Here is a 14,280-nt window from a genome sequence, read left to right on the forward strand (position 1 = left end):
CCTTATTAATATTGTTTACTATCCATAAATAACAAATAAGTTTCTATTTCAAGAGCATCAGCAATTTTTTGAATATTATCTAATGCAATACTTCTTTTCTCGCGCTCAACCGCGCTAATATAGGTTCTGTGCAGACCTGCTTTATCAGCAAATGCTTCTTGCGACAAACCTTTTAAAGTTCTATATTTTTTTACGTTAGAAGCAAATACCTTAACAATATCCATAACCGAAAACCACCTCATATTCAATATTAGCAAAGATGAATACAATAAGTCAACATACAATAAGTCACGTTTGCAAACTAAGTAAAAGAACTACATATACAAAGTAGTTCCTTTACTTAGTTTTTTATATTACACCAAAGTGTTGCAACGCATCCTTAATTGCTTCTACTTTTTCAGGTGTAGGATGTTTTCTTGTATTTTTCAATTCTTCCACCGCATTAGGAGCATCATACATGGGTAATCCCAAGTCTCTTTTCACTTCTGCGATATAAGCCGTGTGCACTTTGAAACCATATTTACTTTCAATATACTCTTGTATCATCTTATAGGTAACTCTTTCACTTGGCTTTTGCTCCTCAGTTTTTTCAACTATCTTACCCACAGGAATTTTCCCTTCACCTTCGCCAAACTCCACATTTACGTTGATATGTGTGTCTGCTTTTTTGTGGGAAAGAAGTACAACCGTCTCAACATGCCCGGTATGCGGAAACATATCCACACACTTCACTTTCTTCACCTCATACCCCACTGCCACAAAAAACGGCAGATCCCGGGCCAGCGAGGTCGCCTTACAGGACACATAGACAAAAGTTTTGGGCTTGAAATCGAGAATCTTAAAGATCGCTTTGGGATGGATGCCGTCCCGGGGTGGGTCTAGAATAATCACATCAGCCGGGTCATGGAGGTTAGCCACCTCCACCATCACGTCGCCAGCGATAAACTGGCAATTGTCCAGGCCGTTCTTGGTGGCGTTGGCTTTGGCGGCTTCGACCGCTTCGGCAACCAGCTCGATACCCACCACCTTTTTAGAAACGGGCGCCAGTACCTGGGCAATGGTACCGGTCCCGCAGTATAAATCATAAATGACTTCGTTCTGTTCCTGACCGACGAAATCCCGGACCACCGAATAGAGTTTTTCGGCTCCTAAGGTATTGGTCTGAAAAAAGGAGAAGCTGGTGATTTCAAAGGTCAGTCCTAAAATTTTATCTTCAATTTTGTCTTCACCATACAGGGTTTTGGCCGTTTCGGCCTTAACCACATCGGCAATGCCATCGTTTTGGGTATGAAGAATTCCCCGGATCTGGCCGATAAGCGATAGATCCAACAGGCATTTGACAAAGGCCGCTTCGTCCAGGGTTCCCTGGGTGGTGGTGGCCAGATTGATCAGCAGATCACCGGTGTGTTTGCCTTTTCTCACCACCAGATGCCGTAAAAAACCTTCGTGGCTGCGTTTATGAAAATAGCTGTCCCCGGTTTGGGCAAAATAGCCCAGCACCGCCGTTTGAATCTGGTTAAAATCCGCGTCGGTAATCTGGCAGCCATCAGTTTTGACAATATTATAGAAACTGCCCTGTTCGTGAAGTCCCAGCATCAGCGGGCCATCTTTTTCGTTATCGCCAAAGGAATACTCCATCTTGTTGCGGTAACCAAAAACCTCGGGACTGGGAACAATCCCCTCATAGGCAAAACCCGCGATCCCGGCCTGATTAAGCAGGTTTAAGACATAGCTTTCTTTGAGCTTGAGCTGTTCTTGATAGGGCAGGTTCTGATAGGTACAGCCCCCGCATTTATCAAAGACATCGCAGGCGGCGGGGATTTCGTTGGGGGCTTTTTCCAGCACTTCCAGAATCCGGCCTTCATATTTCTTGCGTTTCTTGGCAATGTTCACCAGGACCCGCTGACCGGGCAGGCCGTTTTTCATGACGACTTTTTTTTCACCGTGCATGCCCCAGGATTTACCGGGAAAATTAAATCCCGCTATCGTTAACTCAATTGTTTCATTCTTTTTCATATGGACTCCTTAAATTTTTTGTTTCATTATGCGAGGCGGTTATCCCGCTGGTCTTCGCTGTTACGCTTTGGTCAGTTCCTGAAAATAACGGGAAACGGCAAACATCCGGGCCCCGTTGATAATCTCTTTGATGCTGATGGTGATTTCCTCTGGTGATTGCTTCATCCCGTTTTGGGCCCAGTCGATAATCATCCCCACCACCCCATAGGATAAAAACTCGGCAGTAAAAGTTTTCTTCTCGGGCGTCATGACCGGGGCAACATCCGGGTTCATTTTACGATCACTGGACAGGTGTTCAATCATTTCGATAAAAATTTCCTTGGTGACGGTAAACAGATAATTCTGGAACTCGGTGCCATTGATATCTTTTAAGGTGGTTTGATAAAAATGACCATCATTTTTCATGGTCGTTAATAGCTCCAGCACCTTGATGTCCCAGTTTTCGATGGTGAGATCTGTTCTGATCACCAGGATCGCCTCCTGATAAACGATCCAGTTGATCAGATCGTATTTATCGTGAAAATGATAATAAAAGGTCTGGCGGTTCAGACCGCACTCGGTGGTAATTTCGGCAATGGTGATTTTTTCAAAGTTTTTATTATTAAGAATATGTTTAAAGCCTTTGGCGATGGCCTTTTTGGTTATTGATGCGTCGGACATGCGGACACTCCTCGTGATCTTTTTTTGAAAATAATTATATCATTTCCGCTCCTTATTTCAAAGTGATCCGCCCCAAATAAAAAGAACCCCGCATTTTAATATGCAGAGTTCTTTCGATCTTGGTCGTTTTAAAATAATTGATCCGAGTTCAATTCGGCTTTAACGGTGACATCCTCTTTCTCGGCCTTCTTTTTCTTCATCATGGTCAATAAGATCGTGGCGGCAAAGAACACCACCAGATAAATAACCAGAATCAGGAAACTGTGCCAGAAATCGCCGGAGATGGCACCGGTGATGGTATCCTTAAACACCACTACCGAATAAGTCATCGGCATAAAGGGATAAAGCACCTGGAAGAACTTCGGCACCGTTTCGATCGGGAAGGTGCCACCGCAGGAGGTCAGCTGCAGAATCAGCAGCGTCAGCGCCACAAATTTTCCGGCATCGCCCATGTGGATAATACAGAACTGGACAATCGCCAGGAAGGTCATCGAGACCAGGCAAACCGAAACAAAGTACAGGCCGGTATGGGCGATTTCCAGCCCTAAAGCATATTTAATGATGCTGCCCAACAGCACCGCCTGGGCCAGGCCCAACAGCAGGTAAATAAAGCTACGGGCGGTCTTATTGCTGCTTTCCCGGGACAGGATCTTAAATTTCTGATCGGCATCAAAATAGATCCCGAAGAAGATAATCAGACCGCCAACCCATAGCGACAGGGACATAAAGTAGGGCGAAAAGTAGGTGCCATAATTGGCAATCGGGTCAATGACCTCCTCGTCCACCGTAACCGGTTCGCTGACATAGGTGCCCAAACCATTTAATTTGGCAGTGTCGGCATTGGCGTCATTCACGGCGGTGGTAACGCCATTCTGGGTGGTGGTAATGCCGTTGTTAAGCTGCTGCTGACCAGTGACCAGAGTCGTGGCACCACTGGCCAGGGTGTTGGCGCCGTCGGCCAGGGTATAAACCCCATTGGTCAGGGTGGTGGCTCCGTTTGACAAAGCGGTCGCACCGTTTGTCAGTGATGAAGCACCATCTGAAACAGCACTGGCTCCGGACGAAATACTATCGGCGGCATTGTTTAATTGACCGGCGGCGGCACTGACGGTGGCTATCCCATCATCCAGATTGCTGGTTCCGGCGGCCAATGCCTGGGTCCCGGCGGCGATGGCATCCGATGCTCCGCTTAGTTGACTGCCGGCGGCTTCCAGTTGGGCAATACTATCGGCATTGTCGCTGGAGGCCATGTTCGAAATAAAGGCCGAAAACTGCGGGTCAGCCATCAATTCCGGATGTTCGCCAACAAAGGCCGAGATAAAGGCTGAGGTCTGATTGACGTTACCGATCAAAGTATCCACCCCAGCGGTGTAGGCTTGAATCCCCTGATTCAACTGATCGGTTCCAGCTGCCAAACTTTCTGCACCATTGCTCACTTGGGCCGAACCATTTTTTAAGGTGCTGATACCATCGTTAAAATCAGAAAATTTGGCGGCAAATTGTGATGTTCCAGCGGCCAGGGTTTGAGTGCCGGAGGCCAGGGTCTCGCTGCCGGCGGCTAACGCCTGAGTGCCGGAGGCCAGGGTTTCCGAACCGGAGGCCAATTCCTGGGAACCGGCGGCCAGCGAATAAGTGCCATTGGCTAAAGTCTGAGAGCCACTCAACAATTGCGCTGAACCGCTGGAAAGCTGGGTTAAGCCATCATTAAGGGTGCCCAACTGACCAGGCACCTTGGCCACTTGATCGGTCAGATTGTTGACGATTTCGCCAGAAATGCTTTCTCTTAAGCTGGTTTCCATTTGCATCTCAGCTTTTCCCAGGATCTGACTGGCCAGATAATTTCGTTTTTCGTTGGGCGAAAAGATAATGCTGGCGGTTTGCTTATTGACCGTCGCCGCCGAGGCAATATTGTTTGAGAAATTCTGCGGCACCACGATCATGGCATAATAATCATCGGTTTCGGTACCGGCTTTCCCGGTGGCCTCATCCGTTATCACATACTTAAAGGTACCATCCTTGATCAGTTCATCGAGGAATTCGTCCCCCAGATTTCGCTGCTGATTATTGATGGTGGCACCAGTATCGTTATTGACCAATGCCACCGGCAGGTTATTAAGTTTTGAGTAGGGATCCCAGAAGGCACTGAGATAGAAAAAACTATACATCAGGGGTATAATAATAACCCCGATAATGACAATTAATCGAACCGTATTGGCTTTGTTAACTATTTTTTTATTCATTTTTCGCTCCTTTCGTTTGCTTAAAGGAGTATAGCACTGCGAGTTTCGCTTGTAATTATACGATTGTCTGGACTTGTCCGAAATCCCGACAAAACGGGTCATTTGTCGGAAAATGAAAACGGTCTCCTTATTTTTTTTAAGGATTACGTCCATAAAAAAAGAACCACTTCATTATAAAGCGATCCTTTTCTCGGGCCTGGTATATTAACCGGCATAATAATTCAGCTTATCCACTAAAACACTTTTGGACTGGAGTCCGACGATGGTTTCCACCACTTCGCCATTTTTGAAGATTTTCATGGTTGGCACACTCATCACCCGGTATTGCTGGGCCAGGCTCTGGGTCTGATCGATATCAACCTTATAAATACTTACCTTGTCTTTTAACTGCTCTGCCACTTCTTCCAAAACGGGAGCCAATGCTTTACATGGTCCACACCAGGTGGCAAAAAAATCTACCAGAACAACGCCTTTTCCTTTTAATACCAGATTGTCAAATTCAGTTTGATCGATTATCTTTGCCATTTTTTATCTCCTTTATTTCTTAATTTTTTCTATTTTTTCGCCATTGGCGTATTTATATTCTCAGCAATTGCTTCCAGTTCTGCCAGACTCTTCTTATTATCCAATGCCGGCAACTCATCGGTATGGGAAAATTGGACAAAGCCAATTTCATCACAGCTAAGGGTTTTTTTGTACCATTCCAGGGTGTTATCCATGGCCTGGAACTGCCGCGGATAATAAGGCGCCCCACCGATACCAATGATCAGAATTTTTTTCTTTTTAATGGCAGACTTATCTTTAAGGTTATAAATCATTTGGGTCCGATCAATCAGGGCCTTTATTTTTGATGGAAATGCACTGAAATAAACCGGACTGGCCACGATCAGTAAATCACAGCTTTCCATTTTCTGATAAATTTCGGTCATATCGTCTTCAATGACACATTCACCCTGATGCGGAATACAATAATCACAGGCAATACAAGCCTGAACATCTATCTTATTGACATTATATTCAAATAATTCATGTTCAACTTTAATTTTGCTGATAAAATGGTCAATGGCCTTCTGTGTATTCTGACCATTCCGATGACTTCCCATAATTACTACAATTTCCATTGGTTTTCCTTTCCTGGTAGATCCTTTAATTATTTAGGAGTATTATACCCGATTTATTGTAGCATTAACAATACCTAATCGTTTGGAGAAAAATCTTATTACTTGCTAGGAAAATTTATTTCAAAAAAGAAAAAAACCGAAGCCGTGTGAAAAGCGTTCGGTTTTTTCTAAAAACTTTGAAAGAGGGTAACTTGTTATGGCTAAATAATACTCTATTTCCCTTAAGTTTTCCTTAAGGCTATTATATTTTGACCTGTTTTTTTAAAATTTCGTGGAATTTCCCCGAACATTGGATCTTTACAGAGCAAATTTTTCCCTGTTCTTCATATTGAATCATATATTTTCGTTTTCCATCCATATTTGTCAAAGTAAAGTTACGCATTTGCCCTTCGACTTTTTTTGCTTCTTCAATTGGTAAAATTTTTTTGATTTGATCAAGTTTTACTGTTAAGACCGTTTTTTTCCAAAAAAATATTTTTCGGTCAATAATTAAGTGGTCATGGGTGATGACCATTTCATAAACGGTTGTAATATAACGAAGTGAAATCAAAAATCCCCCCATCATAATAACCAGACTGATCACACCGACAATTGTTTTTAACCGATAATCTTCCAGGGTATTGGCAAACTGATTATAGAGAAGTGTATATCCCACAACCACCACCATTAAGATGCCCAGGGTGGTGATGCTGATTTGTTTGCTTTCAAGGGTTTCTCGTGCTTTTACTGCCATATGTCCTCCATGTTTTTGTAGTCATTTTCATTATAACCCATTGAACTCATAAAAAAAAGAGCTTTAGCTCTTTTTTGACTGTTGTTTTCTAGTCTTCTGGTGAAAAATCTTCTTTGCCGACGCCGCACAAAGGGCAAACCCAATCATCCGGAATATCTTCAAATGCTGTTCCCGGACTAACGCCGCTGTCAGGATCCCCCACTTCAGGATCATAAACATAACCACAAATATCGCATATGTATTTCTGCATTTCTTCCTCCTCCAGAATTCATCTGAAACTGACTTTATTTCTTGAATATATTTATACCCAGGTCTTGCCGGGTCTAACACCCTACTTAAAAAAATAAAATGGATTTAATATAGAAAGTTAGCTTTAATGTGATGACATGTTAAAGGCACCTTCCAGAAAATCTGAAAGGTGCCTTTTCTCAATACTTCTAACTAGTCTTGAACAATTGCTTCTACTGGACATTGTTCTGCACAAGTACCACAGTCAGTACATTTAGCAGCATCGATAACATAGATATCGCCTTCGGAAATTGCTTCTACTGGACATTCGTCCATGCAAGAACCACAAGCAATACATTCGTCTGTAATTTTATAAGCCATCTAAAAAACCCTCCTTTTAGCATTAACAACATATTTATTATATCCTTTTTTGTTGTGAAATCAAGATGATTATTTGTCTTTTTTGACTTTTTCGAATTTTTTTACTTCAATTTCTTCCAGAAAATATTTTTTCACTTCCGTTTCATCCTTATTTACCTGAATTTTAACGAAAACGGTTTCTTCCAGAATGCTCAACTTGAATACTTCACCCTCACCATCGGCGGTGATGACTCTTTGTCCAACCTTTGGCAGCTTTTTGGAAACTTCTTCATAAAATTCCTGTTCATAGGTCAGACAGCATAAGAGCCGACCGCAGATCCCTGAAATCTTAGTAGAATTAAGGGAAAGATTTTGTTCCTTGGCCATTTTTATCGAAACCGGGGTAAAATCACCCAGCCACTGGGCACAACAGGTGGTTCGCCCGCAAACTCCCAAGCCTTTGAATATCTTGGCTTCATCCCGAACTCCAATTTGCCGGAGTTCAATCCGCACCTTAAAGATGGAAGCCAGGTCCTTGACCAGCTCTCTAAAATCGACCCGACCTTCGGCGGTAAAATAAAAAATCGCCTTTTTCTGATCAAAGGTGTATTCCACATCGATGAGTTTCATTTCCAGTTTATGTTTTTTGGCCTTAGTAATAAAAACCGCTTTGGCATCCTGTTCATTTTGCTTGAGCTTATTAAACTCCATGGTATCTGTTTCCGTCGCTTTGCGGATCACCGGTTTTACCGGCGCCACCATTTCTTCTTCATCCACAACTCTGGCTGTCAAAGCGATTTCGCCATACTCAATGCCTCTGACGGTTTCCACAATAACCGGATCAAACTGTTCAAACTCAATATCCAGGGGATCAAAATAATATATTTTGCCCACTTTTTTAAATCGTACGCCGACGACTGATTTTCCCATTGGATTTATCCTTTCTGAATTTTCATTATCTTAATGAAACACTTTTCCCATTGTAATCTTAAATTAACATTATATTGTATCGCAGCCATCATTTCAAATAAAGTTTTGATAATGGCCTGATTTTTTTCATTTTTCAGCAATTGATGGTAGGCTCTATGAGCGGGATTCGGCTCCCCATGGTTTGGTAGCGGATGACCTTCCAGCAGCAGGTTGATCTCATAAAACCAGTGAATTAAAAACTCCAGCATCTCCTGACTGGTAGCCTTATCCTTGGATAAAACCTCGGCCAGGGTAAAAACTTTTATTTCATCCCCTTTTAAAAGGCTGTACAGCTCCCTGAGATAATGGGTTCTTTCTTTTTGGATCTCGCTGTTATTCAGCAGATATAAGGCCAGTCCCGGAGATCCCCCGGCGGCCCGGACGGCCTCAGCCACCGCTGTCTTATCAAACCCGCCTTCCTGAAAAATGATTGTCTCCATATCGAAAATGCTCAGCGGCTGAAAATGATAGCACTGACACCGGGAGCGGATCGTCGGCAAAATGGACTGGGTTTGACTGGTGATAAGAATAAAAATATTATAGCTGAGCGGTTCTTCCAAAGACTTTAACAGGCTGTTCTGGGCCTCCGGCGTCATTCTTTCGGCCCCATCGATGATATTAATCCGCCAATTTCCCGAGTAGGGTTTAATTGAGAGCTCACTGATCATTTCCCGGACCTGGCTGATCTTTATGCTGGCTTCCCCGGCTTTGGGCCCAATAACTTTGACATCCGGATAGTTTTCATGGTCGATCTGGGTACAGACCGGACAATGGCCACAGGCCTTGCCAGTCTGATCCTGACATAAGAGTGCCTTAGCAAATTCCCGGGCGGTTTTCTTTTTCCCGATGCCATCGATTCCTGAAAAAAGGTAAGCATGGCTTACCTCACTGGATTTTATTTCTTTGGCAAGATGATTGGTGATGGTTTGATGACCCTGTATCTTTTCAAACATGGTTTTCCTCTCAAAGTCCGCGGTTAATTCGGTTTGTTCTTTTTGTTTTCGTTATCATCATTGTCATCCCAATCATCCGTATCCAGTCCCAGCTCCGCATCCAATTCGGCGCTAAATTCTTCGTAATCCAGTAGTTTAGCAGCCGCTTCGTAATCACTGTCTTTGACAAAAACCTCGATATGGGCCGGTGTAAAATTGCCCATGAAGATGCTGCGGATCGGTCCGCCAAATCCTTTTTCTTTGGTGATTACCTGAATCCCATTGGCATTGAGATAATTCTTAAGCAAAATAAAACCCATATCTGAGTCGGCCATGGTTAAATAGGTATATTGATCTTCAATCATTTGATTTACGCTCCTTAATGCATTCCCAGATTTCCTCATGGATGCTTTTGATGCTTCGCAATTGGTTATTTTGAACACAATTTATTTCTGTCCATCCGTATTCCGCCAACAGCGCCAAGGCACTGTGGTAGGAATCCCTAAGATGTTCGGGGCTACTTTCGTGAATATCTTTTTGCTGCTTTCCGGTTATTTTATTATTTCGGTTCTTGATCAGCTGTTGGTTGATCTCCGGGGGGATGTTCAGAAAAAACACCCGATCCGGAATCGGCAGACCATAAAGATTAAATTCATAATCCCACAACCAGTCAAGAAAACGTTTCCGTTCTTCAGGATCCTTTATTTTTCCCGCCTGATGCACCATATTAGAGGTGGTATAGCGATCTACCAGCACCAGTCCCCCCTGCGTAAGAAAGTCCTCGTAATCTTCCTTATAAGAAGCATAACGGTCTGCTGCGTAAAAGGTGGAAGCAATATACGGGCTGACGGTCCCGGGATCTTTCCCGAAGGCCCCTTCCAAGTATAATTTTACCATGGCTGAGGATTTTTTGTCATAGCGGGGGTACGAAATTTTCATGACTTTTTCCCCTGCTTTTACCAGCCGGTCATAGAGCAGTTGGGTTTGGGTTTGTTTCCCGCTGCCATCCACCCCTTCGATGACGATCAATTGTCCCTGATGATTCTTTTCCATAATAACCGGCTCCTTTTTTATAATCGTTACTGCTCTGTTGGCATCGATCCCCACCACCGCCACCTGGTGATCCAGCAGATAGTTTAAATAAACCACCATTTCCGGGCTGATCCGGCTACCGGGCAGTAATACCGGAATACCCGGCGGATAGGGAATAATAAAATCCCCGACCAGCTGACCCACGGCCATGTCCAAGGTTGTCTTACCCCGGTGTTCGGAAGCCAGGGCTTCCCACAGCGGTATTTCGGTTTGTACCGCGGCGGTAAAATCAATGTTTTCCCAAAAACGGGTTGGGGGCTTTATTTCTTTATCTTCAGACTGATCCAGCCTGATGGTTTTATTTATATCACAGATAGCTTGGGTTATTCTTGCTAAGTCAGCTTGAGTTGTTCCCATCCCGGTCATCGCCAGCACGTAGTTATCGCCGGACATCTCACATTGAATGCCGTACTTTTTGGCCAGCTGGGCTGCCACTTCGGTTCCGGCGATGCCCCGGGTCTGAAAAAGCCACTTACTGCGATCATAATCATTGGCCGGGTCATTTCCGCCATACAAAGTAATGGGTTCCTGCCCATTCTGATTCTGGCAGAATTCCCGATGGGCCGCCACAATCGTATTAAAAATAATTTCGCCCTTTTCATAAGCCGCGTCTACCGCCTCTTCCACCGAGATCATCAGTGGATAGCTGGGTGACGAGCTTTGCAGCAGGCTAAGATAGGATTTGATCTTCTGCCGGTCGACCCGGCTGCCCTGAAAATGGAGCAGCGAGCTTTGGGTCAGGGATCCCAGTATTTTATGGGTGCTCTGAATCACCACATCGGCCCCGGCTGACAGGGCGTCTTGCGGCAGTTTGTCACTAAAGTGCAGATGCGCGCCGTGGGCTTCATCAACAATTAAGAATTTCCCCTGGTCATGCAGGATTGCGGCTATTTTCGCGATGTCGCTGGTGGTGCCATAATAGCTGGGGTTGGTTAGAATCATGCCCCCGATTTTGGGATTTTCGGCCAGCGCCTGGTGCACCGATGCGACGCTGATCGAGTGGGCAAAACCCAAGTTTTTGTCAATCTCCGGGGTGATAAAAACGCCTTCAATGCGCCCCAGCCCCAGCGCGCCAAAGACGGCCCGATGACAGTTAATTGGTACCAGCAGCTGAGTGCCTGGGGAGCAGCTGCCCAGGATGGCACTGTGAATGCCAGTGGTGGTACCGTTGACGAGAATGGCCGCTTCATCGCTTTGATAGATCGCAGCCAGTTTTTTCTGAGCCTGGGCAATGATCCCCTGGGCATCGTGAAGGTTGTCAGCGCCGGGTATCTCGGTGATATCATAGTCATATAAGGCAAAGGCTTCGCCCCGGCCCTTATGTCCGGGCATATGAAACCGGCACTGGTTGTGGCTGTTAATTCTATCGAGTTCGTTCTTTATGATACTTTTTTTTATATCGATCTTTGTTATTTTTTTCATGCCTTTATTTTAACACAACTGCCTACCTATAAACTGAGAAATTTAACTTTTGTCCTTTTAACTTGCTGGGAATTATTATATAATGTTTGAGCAAATACATTTATGAGGTGAAGAGAAAAATGTCCAGTGAAAAAATTATTAATATCAATATGGAAAATTTCGAATCCGAGATTTTATCCTATAATGGTGCTGTCATGGTAGATTTTTGGGCAGAATGGTGTGGTCCTTGTAAAGCGCTATCCCCGACAATCGATGAAATTTCTCAGGAGCTGGGAGCTGATATGAAGGTTTGTAAGATCAATGTGGATGAAAACCAGACCCTGGCCCAACAGTTCCGGGTTATGAGTATCCCCACGGTGGTTTTCTTTAAAAACGGTGAGGCCGTGAACCGCTTTGTCGGTGTTCGTGAAAAAAATGAATATATCGATACGATGAAGAGCCTGTAATTCCGGCCCTTTTAAAAAGCCTAAACAGAATTTTATAATTCTGTTTAGGCTTTTTTTATTTACGCTATTCTATTTATCTTATTTTAGCACATTAATTACGAAACTTTTCCACCGGAGGGAATGCCATCGACGGTGACCAGGGATAATTTTTTGCCTTTGGTGGCGGCCAGGATCATGCCGTTGGATTCCAGTCCCCGCAGATTGACCGGTTTCAGGTTAGCGACGAGGATGACAGTTTTGCCGACCAGGTCTGCCGGGGCATAGTATTTGGCAATACCGGATACCACCTGGCGTTTTTCCTGACCGACCATCAGCTGTAAGACCAGCAGGCGGTCGGCATCCGGATGGGGTTCGCAGGCGACTACCTCGGCCACCCGCAGCTGCACCTTGGCAAAATCATCAATGGTGATCAGGCCTTCCGGCAGTTCTTCCGGACTTGCGCTGTCATTTTCTTTTTTGGCTTTTTCGGGCTTGACTTTCGCTTCTTTGACTGGCTGTTCGGCTTTCTTTTCCAGCTCAATCCGCGGGAACAGGGCGTCGCAGCGTTCGATCTTGAGACCTTCCGGATAGCCGCCAAATTTCTGGATGCTGTCCCAGGTTAAACTATCCGCAGGACATTTTAACTGTTCGCCGATTTTTCGGGCGGTTTCCGGCATCGCTGCCGAAATCAGCACGGTGACGATTCGCAGCGATTCGGTCAGGTTATACATAACCTGAGCCAGACGGGCCTGTTTTTCCGGACTTTTGCCGAGTACCCAGGGTTGAGTTTCATCAATATACTTATTGGAGCGGGAAACCAGCTTCCAGATTTCTTCCAGGGCCCGGCTGAAATCCAGCTTGTCCATATAATCACTGACGATCGCCGGGGTTTTTTCGGCCAGTTCGATAATCTCGCTATCGATTTCTTCTTTTTTCCGTTGATTGGGAATAATCCCGCCGAAGTATTTATCGGTCATCGCCAGGGTGCGGCTGAGCAGATTACCAAGGTCATTAGCCAGGTCGGAATTGATGTGGCTGACCAGCAGGTCTTCGTTATAAACACCGTCAGAACCGTAGCTCATTTCCCGCAGTACATGGTAGCGCAGGGCATCGACGCCATATTTATCGACTAAGACCACCGGATCGACCACGTTACCTACCGATTTGGACATTTTTCCGCCTTTTAACAAGATCCAGCCGTGGCCGTAAACCTGTTTGGGCAGGGGCAATTTTAACGCCATCAGGATAATTGGCCAGTAGATGGTATGGAAACGGATAATATCTTTGCCAACCAGATGGACATCGGCCGGCCAGTATTTTTCCATCAGGTCGGGCTTATCATTGAGGTAGCCCAAGGCTGAAATGTAGTTGGGCAGGGCGTCAATCCACACATAGACGACATGACCGGGATCAAAATCCACCGGTACCCCCCAGCTAAAGGAGGTCCGGGAGACGCATAAATCCTGGAGCCCGGGTTTAATAAAATTATTGACCATTTCATTTTTTCGGGATTCCGGCTGAATGAAATGGGGGTTATCTTCAATGTATTTCATCAGATCATCGGCATATTTGGACATTTTAAAGAAATAGGCCTCTTCCGAAGCTTTTTCAACCGGCCGGCCACAGTCCGGACAGTTACCGTCAACTAGCTGACTTTCGGTCCAGAAGGATTCACAGGGGGTACAGTACCAGCCTTCGTAATTGGATTTATAAATATCGCCCTGATCATAGAGCTGCTTGAAAATCCGCTGAATGGTTTTTTCATGCTCGGGATCAGTGGTCCGGATAAACTGATCATAGCTGATGTTCATGGTGTCCCAGAGGTTTTTGATGCCGGTGACAATTCCATCGACATAAGCCTGGGGCGCGACCCCGGCAGCCTCAGCGACCTTCTCAATCTTTTGGCCGTGTTCATCGGTGCCGGTTAAAAAGTAGGTATCATAACCCTGCAGTTTTTTAAACCGGGTAATCGTATCCGCTGCCACCGTGGTGTAGGTATGACCGATATGCAGGTTTCCACTGGGATAATAAATGGGGGTCGTAATATAAAATGTTTTTTCTGTCATAAATTTCTCCTTAATT

The 14,280-nt window shown here is 44.9% G+C and carries 15 protein-coding genes and 1 pseudogene; 1 reads left to right on the forward strand and 15 read right to left on the reverse strand.

Annotated features, from left to right (window positions below):
• Positions 1-5: 5 nt before the first annotated feature.
• The 14 genes and pseudogenes from ABGU93_RS11155 to ABGU93_RS11220 form a co-directional block, all read right to left on the reverse strand.
• Positions 6-224: a helix-turn-helix transcriptional regulator gene (locus ABGU93_RS11155; RefSeq protein WP_347413529.1), complete on the reverse strand. Its 219-nt coding sequence runs from the start codon at positions 222-224 to the stop codon at positions 6-8.
• A 124-nt stretch (positions 225-348) separates the two neighbouring features.
• Entirely contained in the window at positions 349-2,016 is a 1,668-nt protein-coding gene (gene rlmD, locus ABGU93_RS11160; RefSeq protein ID WP_347413530.1) for a 23S rRNA (uracil(1939)-C(5))-methyltransferase RlmD, read from the reverse strand.
• A gap of 60 nt (positions 2,017-2,076) precedes the next feature.
• The gene (locus ABGU93_RS11165; RefSeq protein WP_347413531.1) at positions 2,077-2,676 is read right to left on the reverse strand and encodes a TetR/AcrR family transcriptional regulator C-terminal domain-containing protein; all 600 of its coding nucleotides are present in this window, start codon (positions 2,674-2,676) and stop codon (positions 2,077-2,079) included.
• 128 nt (positions 2,677-2,804) lie between these two features.
• Positions 2,805-4,916 (reverse strand): YhgE/Pip domain-containing protein, encoded by a 2,112-nt coding sequence (locus tag ABGU93_RS11170; RefSeq protein WP_347413532.1) that lies wholly within the window; start codon positions 4,914-4,916, stop codon positions 2,805-2,807.
• 204 nt (positions 4,917-5,120) lie between these two features.
• Positions 5,121-5,441: a thioredoxin gene (trxA, locus tag ABGU93_RS11175; protein WP_347413533.1), complete on the reverse strand. Its 321-nt coding sequence runs from the start codon at positions 5,439-5,441 to the stop codon at positions 5,121-5,123.
• 29 nt (positions 5,442-5,470) lie between these two features.
• The gene (locus ABGU93_RS11180; protein ID WP_347413534.1) at positions 5,471-6,037 is read right to left on the reverse strand and encodes a flavodoxin family protein; all 567 of its coding nucleotides are present in this window, start codon (positions 6,035-6,037) and stop codon (positions 5,471-5,473) included.
• A gap of 241 nt (positions 6,038-6,278) precedes the next feature.
• Complete coding sequence (locus ABGU93_RS11185) at positions 6,279-6,770, reverse strand: hypothetical protein (protein WP_347413535.1); 492 nt, start codon at positions 6,768-6,770, stop codon at positions 6,279-6,281.
• Between the two features lie 88 nt (positions 6,771-6,858).
• Positions 6,859-7,020, reverse strand: coding sequence for a rubredoxin (gene rd / locus ABGU93_RS11190; protein ID WP_347413536.1), 162 nt, complete (start codon positions 7,018-7,020; stop codon positions 6,859-6,861).
• A 191-nt stretch (positions 7,021-7,211) separates the two neighbouring features.
• Complete coding sequence (locus tag ABGU93_RS11195; protein ID WP_347413537.1) at positions 7,212-7,379, reverse strand: 4Fe-4S binding protein; 168 nt, start codon at positions 7,377-7,379, stop codon at positions 7,212-7,214.
• Positions 7,380-7,448: 69 nt separating this feature from the next.
• A complete protein-coding gene (locus ABGU93_RS11200; RefSeq protein ID WP_347413538.1) occupies positions 7,449-8,288 on the reverse strand; it encodes a stage 0 sporulation family protein in 840 nt (279 codons plus the stop codon).
• Between the two features lie 5 nt (positions 8,289-8,293).
• Positions 8,294-9,280, reverse strand: coding sequence for a DNA polymerase III subunit delta' (holB, locus tag ABGU93_RS11205; RefSeq protein ID WP_347413539.1), 987 nt, complete (start codon positions 9,278-9,280; stop codon positions 8,294-8,296).
• A gap of 23 nt (positions 9,281-9,303) precedes the next feature.
• Complete coding sequence (locus ABGU93_RS11210) at positions 9,304-9,624, reverse strand: DUF2007 domain-containing protein (RefSeq protein WP_347413540.1); 321 nt, start codon at positions 9,622-9,624, stop codon at positions 9,304-9,306.
• Positions 9,617-10,312, reverse strand: coding sequence for a thymidylate kinase (locus ABGU93_RS11215; RefSeq protein ID WP_347413600.1), 696 nt, complete (start codon positions 10,310-10,312; stop codon positions 9,617-9,619). The genes ABGU93_RS11210 and ABGU93_RS11215 overlap by 8 nt, the downstream gene beginning before the upstream one ends.
• Positions 10,313-10,396: 84 nt before the next feature.
• Positions 10,397-11,773 (reverse strand): annotated as a pseudogene (locus ABGU93_RS11220) (aminotransferase class V-fold PLP-dependent enzyme); the annotation flags it as partial.
• A 119-nt stretch (positions 11,774-11,892) separates the two neighbouring features.
• Between ABGU93_RS11220 and trxA (ABGU93_RS11225) the strand changes: the two are divergent.
• Entirely contained in the window at positions 11,893-12,219 is a 327-nt protein-coding gene (gene trxA, locus ABGU93_RS11225; RefSeq protein WP_347413541.1) for a thioredoxin, read from the forward strand.
• Between the two features lie 95 nt (positions 12,220-12,314).
• On the opposite strand, the gene metG is transcribed toward trxA (ABGU93_RS11225), so the two are convergent.
• Positions 12,315-14,264, reverse strand: coding sequence for a methionine--tRNA ligase (gene metG / locus ABGU93_RS11230; RefSeq protein WP_347413542.1), 1,950 nt, complete (start codon positions 14,262-14,264; stop codon positions 12,315-12,317).
• Between the last annotated feature and the right edge of the window lie 16 nt (positions 14,265-14,280).

The sequence above is a fragment of the Acetobacterium sp. genome, from assembly GCF_039830195.1.
Taxonomy (GTDB): domain Bacteria; phylum Bacillota; class Clostridia; order Eubacteriales; family Eubacteriaceae; genus Acetobacterium.